This window comes from Polynucleobacter sp. MWH-UH19D (assembly GCF_040409795.1).
GTDB lineage: Bacteria > Pseudomonadota > Gammaproteobacteria > Burkholderiales > Burkholderiaceae > Polynucleobacter.
In genome coordinates this window covers 146,665-159,710 of record NZ_CP099571.1, presented here as the reverse complement: position 1 = coordinate 159,710, position 13,046 = coordinate 146,665, and the positions used below count along the sequence as shown (strand labels likewise).

General features: G+C 44.7%; 12 protein-coding genes. 3 read left to right on the top strand and 9 right to left on the bottom strand.

Annotated features, from left to right (window positions below):
• Positions 1-11 precede the first annotated feature (11 nt).
• The 9 genes from mraY to bioB all read right to left on the bottom strand — a co-directional run bounded on the left by mraY (position 12) and on the right by bioB (position 9,559).
• Complete coding sequence (gene mraY, locus NHB34_RS00880) at positions 12-1,181, bottom strand: phospho-N-acetylmuramoyl-pentapeptide-transferase (protein WP_353427679.1); 1,170 nt, start codon at positions 1,179-1,181, stop codon at positions 12-14.
• On the bottom strand, positions 1,172-2,614 hold the full coding sequence (gene murF / locus NHB34_RS00875) for a UDP-N-acetylmuramoyl-tripeptide--D-alanyl-D-alanine ligase (RefSeq protein ID WP_353427678.1): 1,443 nt from the start codon (positions 2,612-2,614) through the stop codon (positions 1,172-1,174). The genes mraY and murF overlap by 10 nt, the downstream gene beginning before the upstream one ends.
• Positions 2,614-4,164 (bottom strand): UDP-N-acetylmuramoyl-L-alanyl-D-glutamate--2,6-diaminopimelate ligase, encoded by a 1,551-nt coding sequence (locus NHB34_RS00870; protein ID WP_353427677.1) that lies wholly within the window; start codon positions 4,162-4,164, stop codon positions 2,614-2,616. Before NHB34_RS00870 ends, murF begins: the two co-directional genes overlap by 1 nt.
• Positions 4,165-4,169: 5 nt before the next feature.
• Positions 4,170-5,942, bottom strand: a complete 1,773-nt coding sequence (locus tag NHB34_RS00865; protein WP_353427676.1) for a penicillin-binding protein 2 — start codon at positions 5,940-5,942, stop codon at positions 4,170-4,172.
• Entirely contained in the window at positions 5,939-6,205 is a 267-nt protein-coding gene (gene ftsL, locus NHB34_RS00860; protein WP_353427675.1) for a cell division protein FtsL, read from the bottom strand. The genes NHB34_RS00865 and ftsL overlap by 4 nt, the downstream gene beginning before the upstream one ends.
• Entirely contained in the window at positions 6,202-7,152 is a 951-nt protein-coding gene (gene rsmH / locus NHB34_RS00855; RefSeq protein WP_353427674.1) for a 16S rRNA (cytosine(1402)-N(4))-methyltransferase RsmH, read from the bottom strand. The genes ftsL and rsmH overlap by 4 nt, the downstream gene beginning before the upstream one ends.
• A gap of 12 nt (positions 7,153-7,164) precedes the next feature.
• Positions 7,165-7,593, bottom strand: a complete 429-nt coding sequence (gene mraZ, locus NHB34_RS00850) for a division/cell wall cluster transcriptional repressor MraZ (RefSeq protein ID WP_173956651.1) — start codon at positions 7,591-7,593, stop codon at positions 7,165-7,167.
• 283 nt (positions 7,594-7,876) lie between these two features.
• Entirely contained in the window at positions 7,877-8,503 is a 627-nt protein-coding gene (coq7, locus tag NHB34_RS00845) for a 2-polyprenyl-3-methyl-6-methoxy-1,4-benzoquinone monooxygenase (protein WP_353428515.1), read from the bottom strand.
• 18 nt (positions 8,504-8,521) lie between these two features.
• Positions 8,522-9,559 carry a biotin synthase BioB gene (gene bioB / locus NHB34_RS00840; RefSeq protein WP_353427673.1) on the bottom strand — a complete coding sequence of 346 codons (1,038 nt, stop codon included), beginning with the start codon at positions 9,557-9,559 and terminating at the stop codon, positions 8,522-8,524.
• 89 nt (positions 9,560-9,648) lie between these two features.
• On the opposite strand from bioB, the gene bioA reads away from it, so the two are divergent.
• From bioA to bioD, 3 genes are read left to right on the top strand one after another with little or no spacing between them, the layout of a single operon-like run.
• On the top strand, positions 9,649-10,995 hold the full coding sequence (gene bioA, locus NHB34_RS00835; protein ID WP_353427672.1) for an adenosylmethionine--8-amino-7-oxononanoate transaminase: 1,347 nt from the start codon (positions 9,649-9,651) through the stop codon (positions 10,993-10,995).
• Complete coding sequence (locus NHB34_RS00830; RefSeq protein WP_353427671.1) at positions 10,992-12,236, top strand: 8-amino-7-oxononanoate synthase; 1,245 nt, start codon at positions 10,992-10,994, stop codon at positions 12,234-12,236. Before bioA ends, NHB34_RS00830 begins: the two co-directional genes overlap by 4 nt.
• Positions 12,236-12,955: a dethiobiotin synthase gene (gene bioD, locus NHB34_RS00825; RefSeq protein WP_353427669.1), complete on the top strand. Its 720-nt coding sequence runs from the start codon at positions 12,236-12,238 to the stop codon at positions 12,953-12,955. The genes NHB34_RS00830 and bioD overlap by 1 nt, the downstream gene beginning before the upstream one ends.
• Positions 12,956-13,046: the final 91 nt, after the last annotated feature.

Here is a 13,046-nt window from a genome sequence, read left to right as displayed (position 1 = left end):
CTTTATTTGGTTCACCGTAATTTCAAACTAGATAAACCAATTAACACCAAGAGGATGGTGATAATCCAAAAACGTACAACTACTTGTGTCTCTTTCCACCCGCCTAATTCAAAGTGGTGGTGCAGAGGAGCCATACGGAAAATACGACGCCCCTCGCCAAAATGTTTCTTGGTGAACTTAAACCAAAATACCTGCAACATTACTGAGAGCGTTTCTGCCACAAAAATTCCACCCATGACAAAAAGCACAATCTCCTGACGAACAATTACTGCAATTGTTCCGAGCGCACCTCCTAATGCCAATGCACCTACATCACCCATAAACACTTGGGCAGGATGCGTGTTGTACCAAAGGAAGGCCAAGCCGGCTCCACCCATGGCCCCACAGAAAATCATGAGCTCACCAGCGCCAGGAATATATGGGAAGAGAAGATATTTCGCATAAATGGCATTCCCCATTACATATGCAAAAGCGCCGAGTGCAGCTCCAACCAATATCACCGGCATGATCACTAATCCATCAAGGCCATCCGTTAAATTGACAGCATTGCTACTACCGACAATCACTAAATAACTCAGAATGATGAAACCCATCATCCCCAATGGATAGCTAACTTCTTTCAAAAATGGAATCAACAAGTCAGCCTTAGCTGGCAAGTCCAAAGCAAAACCACTCTTTAACCATTCATAAAATAATTGCAGAACTTTGAGGTTATTTACTTCAGATACTGAAAAGGCAAGATAAATTGCGGCAAAAAGACCGATTAAAGTTTGCCAAAAAAACTTTTCTCGAGAAGCCATTCCCTTTGGATCTTTTCGAGCTACTTTTCGATAATCATCCACCCATCCAACCGCCCCAAAACCAGCAGTCACAATCATCACAATCCAAATAAAGCGATTACTTAAGTCTGCCCACAACATGCAAGAAACAAATATGCCGATCAGGATTAATACGCCGCCCATAGTTGGCGTTCCAGATTTCACTAAATGAGTTTGTGGCCCGTCGGTACGAACCGCCTGCCCCATCTTTAAAGCAGCTAACTTACTAATAACCCAAGGCCCAGCCGCAAGGCCAATCAATAGAGCTGTGACAGTTGCCATAACCGCTCTAAAAGTAATGTAGTTAAAGACACGAAGAAACCCAAAGTCTTCTTGCAACCACTGTGCTAATACTAAGAGCATGTTTTCGCCTCCTCTAATAAGGCTTGCACTACACGCTCCATGCGCATAAAACGTGAACCTTTAACTAAGATATTTAAATGCTGCCCGCCACTAGCTAAATGCGCAGCTAATTCTTGATGTAAATGCAATATCAATTTCTCAATATTTTCGAAATGAATAGCGCTGGAATTTGCACTCACTTTTGCAGAGTTGAAACCGTTCTTTGCGAGCAAGCATTGCTCTCCAAGTGCAAAAACTTTGCTCACTTCATTCTCAGCGGCGTAAGCACCAACTTCTCGATGAAATTCAGGCCCTTGATTGCCAACCTCGCCCATATCACCCAAAACAAGCCAAGCTACTCCGTCAGCTTGTTTTAATGCATCAATTGCAGCTCTAACTGAATCTGGATTAGCGTTATAGCTATCATCAATTAAGGTGTATTTCAAGTCTGAAAATTTAACCTGCATACGCCCATTAACTGGCGCAAAGGCTTCAAGCCCTTGCTTGATTTTTTCAAGCGATATTCCTGCAGCCAACCCTACAGCGCTTGCTGCTAATGCATTACGCACATTGTGACTACCCAAGGTATTTAATTGAATCTCAATAGAGTGCGTGCCAACTTGAACTAACACCTTTGTATCAGGCAACTGATAGCCACTGACTACTGCATCTGAATTTGACTGCGAAGTTGTTAAAGCAAAATCAATTACCTTGCGATCAGCTGCAGCAGCTTTCCAAATCTCAGAGAATTCTGAGTCAGCAGGAAATACTGCGATTCCATCTTTTGGCAATGCCCGAATTACATCCGCATGCTCCTCTGCAACTGCGGCAACGGTTTGCATGAATTCTTGATGCTCTCTTTGCGCATTATTGATTAATGCGATATTGGCTTGAGCAATTGAAGCTAACTGAGCAGTCTCACCAGGATGATTCATACCAAGCTCAATCACCGCAAGCGCATCCGTTGAGCGCAGTCTTAATAGCGTTAATGGCAAACCAATCTCATTATTAAGATTACCTTTAGTAACCAAGGTATGCGCTTCGCCAGCCGCTGCTCTAAATATTGAGGCGATCATCTCTTTAACGGTAGTCTTTCCGTTGCTGCCAGTTACCAAAGCTAAAGGGATCGCATGGCTTGTGCGCCACGCCTTTGCGAGTTCACCAAGACCAATGCGAGTATCGGATACGCATACAGCTGGTAGGTTTTCTGGACATTTTTTTGCATCACTCACTAGCGCAGCACCCGCCCCAGAGTTAGCAACATCGACTAAGAAATCATGCGCATCAAAACGCTCACCCGCCAGTGCGATAAACAATTCTCCAGCGTCTATCTGGCGACTATCAGTGCCAACTCTGGACAACATTAATCTTTCTGCATCTTGCGCAGATATATTTAATAAAAGACTTCCAGGCAACATTGCGTGGACTTTTGCGAGTGTAGTCATCGAACTCATCAGACCAAACCCCCTGCTGCAAGTCGAATATGCTCTTGATCGGAAAAATCAAAACGCTTATCGCCGATTTCTTGGGTGGTTTCATGACCCTTCCCCGCAACCAACACAACATCACGTGCATCAGCATGGCGGATTGCTGTCAAGATAGCCGCCGCACGATCGGGAATTTCTTGAACGTTGGCACTAGAAACTTTGATGCCCTCTCGAATCATTTGAATAATTTGCAAGGGATTTTCTGATCTTGGGTTATCACTGGTGATCACAATCTGATCAGCAAACTGTTGAGCAACTGTACCCATTTGAGAACGTTTGCCAATATCGCGGTCTCCACCGCACCCAAATACACACCAAATTTTTCCACCCCGCTGTTCAGCGATTGGGCGCAACGCTTTTAGTGTCTTTTGCAAAGCATCCGGGGTGTGTGCGTAATCCACTACCGCCAATAGCCCTGCCGCCTTAGCATGCTTGCTAAACGAAATGAGTTCCATGCGCCCAACAACCGGCTGCAATTGACTTATTCGGTTACCTGCCTCAGCAATACTGAAGCCTTGAGTTAGTAGTGCTGCCCAAACCGCAAGCGCATTACTAATATTGAACTCTCCGAGCAGTGGAATATTTAAATCAACTTGCCCAACACCATCTAGTATAAATGTAGAGTCGTAGCCCGAATGACTTAAAGAAATATCCAACGCATAGATTCTCTGCAAGCGATTGCCAAACTTTTCAAATCCTTGGAAAGCATTTTTATTTAGGGCGTAGGCCCAGACTTTCAATTTGTCTTTAGCCAACAAATTCATAGCTAATTCACGACCAAATGCATCATCTAAATTAATAACTGCATGCTGTAATCCGGCCTGAGCAAACAACTTGGCTTTTGCTTGCGCATAACTAGCCATGCTACCGTGATAATCCAAATGATCTTGAGTCAAGTTAGTAAAAACTGCGCACTCAAATACAGTCCCTGCAACTCGATCTTGATCTAAAGCATGGGATGACACTTCCATCGCCACTTGGTTTGCTCCTGCCACCAACAGCTCTTTCAATTGCGTCTGCAATTTCGGGGCATCTGGAGTTGTATAGCCTGTTTTTTCTAAAGCACCAAGAAAGCCTGTTCCTAAGGTACCGAGAACTGCCGTACGATGGCTTGATGCATCTAAAGCTTTTGCAAGCCATTGCGTAACGCTAGTCTTACCATTCGTTCCGGTAACCCCAATCATCTTTAATTGTTTGCTTGGATTGCCGTACCAATCTGAGCAAAGCTTTCCAGCAATTTTCGCCAAGTTTTCAATTGCTATGCATTTTGGATGCTCACTATATCGAGCGTAACGATTAGCAGAATCTTGGGGATCAAATACAACACAAGCTGCCCCAGCCTCTAATGCAGCATCAATAAATTGTCGACCATCACGCAATCCATTGCCATGCCCAACTGGATATGCAAAGAAGATATCCCCAGAACGAATCTGACGACTATCAGCGCTCACCTTTGCAGATGAGTCTGTTAAGGTTTGTAAGTGCTCAATCAAATGATCGGGATTTATATTCAACATAGTCCTCATCGTTTTAAGACCGCATGTTGAATCTGCGCATTTGCAGTACGAACTTCTGAGGCACTCTTATCATCAAGCGCCATTTGTTTGACTTTGCTATCCGGAACCACGTTGAGCGTTCTTAAGGTTTCGCCAACAATAGTTGAAAAAACCGGCGCAGCTACATCACCGCCATAGTGGCTTCCGCCAGTCGGTTCATCAATCATGACAGCAACCACAATTCGCGGCGCGCTTATTGGAGCAAGACCAGCAAAGTACGCACGGTATTTATTGCCGTAACCCTTACCTACTAATTTATGAGCCGTGCCTGTTTTTCCGCCAACTCGATAACCTTCTGCTTGCGCTTTCACTGCCGTTCCGCCTGGCTCAGTTACTGTCTCGAGCATTTCCCTCATCTCAATTGCTGTCTTAGCTGAGAGCACTCGAGTGCCTGGTTTAAATTCTGGGCTACGCTCAATTGTTAATGGCACCAATTCGCCATTGCGAGCAAATATCGTGTAAGCACGCGCTACTTGAAATAAGGATGCAGAAATTCCATAACCAAATGCAATACGAGCCTGATCGGTTGGCATCCATTTAGCGTATGGATGCACCGTACCAGCAACGGCACCCGGAAAACCAATTTTTGGGGACTGTCCTAAACCAACTGCGGTATAAAAATCCCACATCTCTTCAGCAGAGAGGTTATTCATTGCAATTTTTGCCGTACCAATATTGCTTGATTTTTGAATTACCTCTGCAACTGTTAAGTTGCCATAGGGATGGGTATCGGTAATTGGCTTTGGTCCCACAAGATACTTAGCCCCAATCACCATATTAGTATTTGGCGCTACAGCACCCTTTTCTAATGCAATAGCAATGGTCAACGGCTTCATGGTAGAGCCTGGCTCAAACGTATCAGTCAATACACGATTACGTAATTGCTCACCGCTTAAGTTTTTACGATCGTTTGGGTTGTAGCTTGGGTAATTTGCTAAGGCTAATATTTCACCTGTTTGCGTATCCAAGACTACCGCCCCACCTGCTTTTGCACGATGTTGCTCAACTGCACTCTTTACAGCGTTATAGGCTAGAAACTGAATTTTGCTATCAATCGAAAGCTGCAGGTCCTTACCATTCTGAGGTAATTGCTCAATGGCAATATCCTCAACCACACGACCAAGTCGATCAACCACCACACGCCTTTGACCAGGGTGAGCAGCTAAGTCTTTTTCTCTAGAGAGCTCCATGCCCTCCTGGCCTTTGTCATTGACATTCGTAAAGCCAACCACGTGAGCCATTGCTTCGCCCTCGGGGTAAAAGCGTCGATATTCATTATTTAATCCAATACCTGGAATTTCCAGTTGCATAATTTGTTGCGCAACCGCTGGATCTACCTGACGCTTCAAGAAAACTTGTTTACGCTCTTCTTGCAACTTCTTGCGTAAGTCGGCTTTACTGATTTGCAATAAATTAGCAAGCTTTTGTAACTTGTCTGCCGACAAATCATCAGGCACAGTATCGTTGTAAGCAATAATAGATTTAGCCTGAAGACTCGTGGCAATCACCTGACCATTACGATCCAAAATTTTGCCGCGACTTGCTGGCAACTCCAACTCACGTTGCGTACCCCGCACTCCTTTTGCCTCATAGAATGCATTCCCAGGACCTTGAATCCAAAATGCTCTTAATAAAAGCATCATAAAAACAAGAAATAAAAGGAACAGCATTAGTCTTGAGCGCCACATCGGTAAGCGCAAGACGAGATTTGGTGTTGTGGAAAACCCAACCGGCCTCATTGAGTCTCCTTCAAGTACAAAGTACGTTCAGGAGTAATAGGGACCATACGCAGCTGATTGCGTGCCGCATCTCGTATCCGAGCAGACTTAGAAAGGTTGCGCTGCTCATATTCCAAACGCAACCACTCTTGATTTAGCTTACGCTCTTCAATTTGAGCCCGATCCAAAGCTACAAATAACTTGCGGGCTCGCTGCTGTGCAGCTACGAGTGATAAAGCACATATCAATAACAATGCAAGTAGTGTCAGAGTAGCACGGTTCATACGCTCACCCCCATACGTTTTTCAGCGATTCGCATAATTGCTGAACGAGCGCGGGGATTTTCAATTACCTCGACATCGCTTGGCTTAACTCGCCCAATAATTTCTAATGCACTCTGCGGTAAATCTTTTTCTCGAACTGGCAAACCGCGCGGTATTTCAACTGTCGAATGAGATTGCAAAAACTGTTTCACAATTCGATCTTCTAAAGAGTGAAAACTGATTACAGCAAGCCGTGCTCCAGGCTTTAATAATTTCAATGCCGCTTTAAGGCCTTGCTCTAAATCCTCTAGCTCGCGATTAATAAAAATTCGCAGCGCTTGAAAAGTTCTTGTTGCAGGGTCTTGGCCTGCTTCGCGAGTACGGACTACGCTTGCCACTAAATTAGCGAGCTCTGTAGTGGTTTTTGGAGATAAGCCTTGTTCTCGCTTGGCTACGATAGCCTTAGCGATTTGAAATGCGAAACGCTCTTCCCCGTAAGTCTTAATCACGTGTGTGATTTCCTCTTGAGGTGCTTGCTCTAACCACTCTGCAGCCGTTAAACCTTGATTGGTATTCATGCGCATATCGAGCGGGCCTTCTCGACGAAACGAGAAACCGCGATGCGCCTCGTCTACCTGTGGAGAGCTGATACCCAGATCCAACAAAATGCCATCGACGGACTCTGCTTGAGCATACTGATCCATCTGCGCAAAGCTGTCGTGAATAATTGTTAAACGTGGATCGTTGATCTGCTTTGCTACTGCTATTGCATCCAAATCCTTGTCGAAGGAAATCATGCGTGCAGAGTTTGGCAGCTCCTTTAATAACGCCTGTGTATGTCCGCCGCGACCAAAGGTTCCATCGATCACTAAGAAATTTTTTGCTGAGTTTTGATTCTGAATGAGCGGGCCATTGATCAGCGCCGTCACCGCCTCGGCCAGTAACACTGGGCGATGAGTTATGTTCATAGCACCCCGTCATCAAAAATTAAATTGCTTGAGTGCTTCAGGCATGCCTTGTGCGATCGCAGCCTGTTCTTTTGCAGCATAGGTTGCTGCATCCCATAACTCCAAGTGACTTCCCATGCCCAGCAAAATCACTTCTTTTTCAATTCCTGCTGCAGCACGCAACTCTGGACTAACCAACACTCGACCTGCGCTATCAAGATCAATCTCTGCGGCATTGCCTAAAAAAATACGGCGCCACCAATGTGCGTCCATCGGTAGTTGAGCAACCCTAGATCGAAAGCTTTCCCACTCTGGTCTTGGGAAAAGAAGTAAGCAGCCATCAGGGTGCTTAGTGAGAGTAACTCGACCCTCTCCCTGCACCAAAAGGGCGTCACGATGCTTTGCCGGAATCGACATCCGACCTTTTGCATCTAAATTGAGAGCTGACGCACCTTGAAACACCATTTACCCCACTTTTTCACACTTCCTCCCACTTTAGAGGATCGTCATAAGAGGGTCAAGTGTTTTTGGGTCTTTTTTTGGGAATTTTCCTAGTGTTTACAAACACTTAGCGTCGTATGTTGATAAAATAATAGAAATAAAATAGCTACTTGAAACAATGGCTTGGAAAATATACTTAAGAAATTATCTTAGATATATTGCGAAATATACTGTTTTTATATCCAGTATTTAATAAATTATTATCAATTTTTCAAAATAATTTAATCCGAATTTTTATTCATGACTAAATTCTGTAAGCGGTAGTGGTCATTACCTTCGAAACTGCTTGCATCACCTTCTGAATTGGCTCTGGGAGAGTGGCGCCACCAGCATGTAAAGCAGCTTGCCCATGCTCAATCTCGTCGATACGCATCTGATCAACAATTGCTCGAGAACGTTGGTCCTCTAGTGGTAATTTTTCAAGATGATTTTCAAGATGTGCCTCAACCTGTTTTTCTGTTTCAGCAACAAAACCTAAACTCCATTTATCGCCCGCTAAGCCAGCCAGTAAGCCAATCGCAAAGGATCCTGCATACCAAAACGGATTCAAATAACTTGTATGTGAATCCAACTCTTTAAGACGAGTTTCGCACCAAGCTAAGTGATCCATTTCTTCTTGCGCAGAGTGCTCTAACATTGCTCGAATTTGAGGGTCGCGCGCTACCAATTTTTGTGATTGATACAGTGCTTGCGCACAAACTTCACCAACGTGATTTACTCGCATTAATCCAGCCGCATGTTTGCGCTCGGTGGGGTCAAGAGAATGTTTTACAGCCGACTCAGATTCTGGTGTTGGGCGGCCAGCATTTGCACCTCCAACGACTGATCGCAGAGCGGTATCAAACTCAATAATCAGACGGTCAATCGGCAACATTTGCTAAGAAATAACTTAAACCAAGACCTCTGCTTTGCAGCTTTGCTTCGTCTTTAAACCAAGCTCAGCCAAGAGTGCGCGGTCTTGTTCCGCCTCGGGATTACCGGTAGTGAGTAATTGCTCACCATAGAAAATAGAGTTTGCGCCAGCCAAGAAACACATAGCCTGAACAGCCCTTCCAAGCTCTTGGCGGCCTGCTGATAAGCGAACTCGTGCTTTGGGCATCGTAATGCGTGCAACCGCAATCGTTCTTACAAATTCCAAGGGATCTAAGGGCTTTTGGTCCGCCAATGGTGTGCCAGCAACTGGCACCAAATGATTAATTGGGACGGATTCTGGATAAGGGCTTAAGTTCGCTAAACGCGTCAAAAAGGCGGCGCGTTGCTCACGCGACTCACCCATGCCAACGATGCCACCACAGCACACTGACATCCCAGCTGAGCGCACATTGGAAATCGTATCTAGGCGATCCTGATATCCTCGCGTCGAAATCACCGAACGATAAAAATCTTCGCTTGTATCAAGATTATGGTTATAAAAGTCGAGACCAGCATCGGACAAGGCTTGAGCCTGATCTGCCTCTAACATCCCCAAAGTGGCACAAGTCTCAAGACCCAAAGCCTTGACGCCTTTGATCATGGCAGTCACTTTTTCAATATCGCGGTCCTTGGGCTCACGCCATGCAGCTCCCATACAAAAACGATTAGATCCTGCTGCTTTGGCTGCTTTAGCCGCCTCCAGAACCTCTTCCAAACCCATCAACTTTTCTGCCTTTACATCCGTGTCGTAACGAGCTGCTTGCGGGCAATAACCGCAGTCTTCAGGACATCCGCCAGTCTTAATCGACAATAAAGTTGCCAACTCGACATCACCCTCAGGAAAATAGGCCTTATGAGTCTCCTGAGCTTTGAGCATTAGCTCGTTAAAAGGCAAAGCAAATAAAGCCTCCACCTGGGCTACAGTCCATTCACCTGCTGCATCAAGCTCTTTACGCAATTCCGCCTTGGATTTGATCTGAGTGAGGGGTTTTTCTACAGTTTGAGCGTCCAGCATGGGTAAATTCCAGAAAATAGATGAATCTCAGGCATAAACATAACAGATGGAAGCCGAAATTAGGAAAAACTAGTGGTCAAATATCAAATATGAAGGTTATTTCCGATCTAAATCAAGCCACCCTCATTGATCGCAGCTTGGCAGCCGTTTGGCACCCCTGCACCCAAATGAAGCAGCATGAGTCCTTTCCGCTGATCGCCATCACCAAAGGTAAAGGGGCTTGGCTATATGACGAGCAGGGAAATGCACTTTTAGATTGCATTAGCTCATGGTGGACCAATCTATTTGGTCACTCTAACCCTCATATCAATCAAGCAATTCATGCACAACTAGAAAAAATTGAGCATGTCATGCTCGCAGGCTTCACTCACCAACCCGTCGTTGAGCTTTCTGAAAAATTATCTGCCCTGACCCAGCATCGCTTGGGCCATGTCTTTTATGCATCGGATGGTGCATCTGCTGTCGAGATCGCGCTCAAGATGAGTCACCACTACTGGCAGCACAACAACAAACCAAACAAGAAAAAATTTGTTTGTCTTGAAAACGGTTATCACGGAGAAACATTAGGCGCACTAGCAGTAACTGACGTCGCTATTTTTCGTGAGGCCTATGGTTCACTTTTACAAAATGTTTTTACTGCGCTATCTCCTGATGCTCGCAAAGCAAAAAATGGGATGAGTGCTGAAGACGTTGCAAAAGATGCAGCACAGAGACTGCAAGAGCTATTTGAAAAAGAACATGAAAATATTGCAGCGATCATTGTTGAGCCATTAGTGCAATGCGCTGGGCAGATGGCCATGCATTCACCTGAATATTTACGGCTTGTAAGAAAATTATGTGATCAATATGACATACATTTGATTGCCGATGAAATCGCTGTAGGATGTGGGCGTAGCGGTAAATTCTTCGCTTGTGAACATGCAAACATTTGGCCAGATTTTCTGACACTTTCCAAAGGCATTAGCGGTGGTTATCTTCCGCTTTCGCTTTGCATGACAACTGACAAAATTTACCAAGCGTTTTACCAAGATCAAGTTCAGCAAGGTTTCTTGCACTCACATTCTTACACTGGAAATCCCCTTGCTTGTGCAGCAGCTTTAGCCTGTCTAGAAATTTTTGAATCTGAAAACGTGCTTGAGAAAAATCAAATTCGTTCAAAAGAACTGGCAACAGCTTTTGAATGGGCAAAGACTGATTCACGAGTAGAACACTGGCGTCAGCAGGGAATGATTTTGGCATTTGATATCAAGCCATCTTCTATAAAAAATTTACAAGCCTTCCCTCGCGAAATGTTTGCGAAGAGTTTGTCTGAGGGGATTCTCATTCGACCCATTGCCAATACTGTTTATGTAATGCCCCCTTACATTCTTTCTGAAGAAGAAACTAACGCAATGGGGCAATCTGTAAAGAAAGCCTTGGATAAGGCGCTTTCATGAGTCAATCGCCAGCCAATTCATTTAAGGCATTAACGCTAGCTGAAGAACAAATTGCAGACTTAGATTTGCAATTATTGAAGCGTCAATTGCGCATTACTAAAACGCCTTGCGACACCAAGGCATTGGTTAGCAATCGTGAGCTGAAGGCCTTTTGTAGCAATGATTACTTGGGCCTAGCTAATCACCCCAAGATCATAGAAGCCTTGGCTGAAGGTGCGCGTAAGTACGGTGTAGGCAGCGGTGCATCTCATTTAATCAGCGGCCATCACATTGCACATGATTTATTAGAAAAACAATTAGCCGCGTTTCAGGCTAAACACATTCCTAATTCACGCGCATTATTTTTCAGCACAGGATATCTTGCCAATCTGACTGCTATTACTGGGCTTGCAAGACTGACTCCGCGAGGCAATATCAGCATTTACTCTGCCAGACTCAATCATGCTTCACTGATTGATGGCGTTCGTTTAGCGAGTGCCCAATCCAATGCCAGTGTCACACTCTTCGATCACACCCAACCCGAACTCTTGCTTAGAGATCTTCAAAAGGATACTAAAGCACTCAAACTCATTGTGACCGATGCCGTTTTTAGTATGGATGGCGATCTAGGTCCTATAAAAAAATTACTCAATATTGCTGAGCAATGCGATGCGCTTTTACTATTAGATGACGCTCATGGCTTTGGAGTCTTAGGTCAACAAGGGCACGGCGTTTTAGAGCAAGAACAAATTCGCTCTGACCGCATTATTTATATCGGGACTTTGGGCAAGGCGGCTGGAGTTAGCGGTGCATTTATCTGTGCAAAAAATACTTTTATCGAATGGTTCGTTCAAAAAGGTCGGCCTTATATTTACAGCACAGCTACTCCACCAGCAATTGCGCATGCCTTGCTGCAAAGCCTGAAAATCATTGAGTCCGATGAGGGCGCGCAACGTCGCGCCCACTTAAATCGATTAATTAGTATTTGGCAATCCGAAATGAAGTTCTCTCACTGGGAAAAAGTACTTTCCTGCACACCAATTCAGCCCATCATTTTAGGTAGCAACGCCAATGCCTTAATGGCTGCAAAATTACTAGATGAAGCTGGCTATTGGATTCCGGCAATCAGACCGCCCACCGTTCCGATAGGAAGCTCACGCTTGAGAATTACTTTTTCCGCAAATCACAGCGAGGATGATCTACGCACACTCATCAATACACTTCATTCAATCGAGCAACGCGTGCTTGAGAAAGCCTATTGATGGGTACATTACCTGGATTCCTTATTACTGGAACTGATACTGAGGTTGGGAAAACTTTAGTAAGCGGCGCCCTAATTCTAAAGTTACGAGAATCAGGCAAACAAGCTATTGGTTTTAAGCCGGTAGTTGCTGGCACCTATACAGAACAAAATGGTCAGCCACTCAACGAAGATTTGGAAACTCTACGAATCGCTTCAAATCTACAGCCAGGTGAGCTCGATCTATGTCCATATGTTTTAGATAAACCAGCTGCGCCGCATCTGGTTGCAAAAGCAAATGGCATGCGGCTTGAGCTCGAAACCATGTTGAAGGCCTTCAACGATCTACAAAAGAACAAAGACTGTGTTGTTGTCGAAGGAGCAGGCGGTTTTCTAGTTCCAATTGATGACAAATTCGACCTGGGTGATTTTGCCCAACAAATTCAGCTACCCGTCATTTTGGTGGTGGGTATGAAATTAGGGTGCATCAATCATGCGCTACTGACGATCGAGGCTATTCGTGCACGCAAACTTGTCATGGCGGGATGGATTGCAAATACCTTGGATCACGAAATGGATTTATTGAAGGACAATATTGAAACGCTTCAATCCCGAATCAATACCCCCTTCTTAGGGTTGATACCAAAGCTACCAGTAAATCTTCAAAAACTCAGTAATCAACCCTATTCAATTGACGCGCTGAAGTTTGCTGCGCAGCATATTCAGCTACCAGCAGCATAAACTTCTCATCAAGCTCCAGATACAGCTTTAATACGAGAAATACTCATGCATATCGTTGTTTGAGATGCACTTCAATTCAGTTTCGGATAAG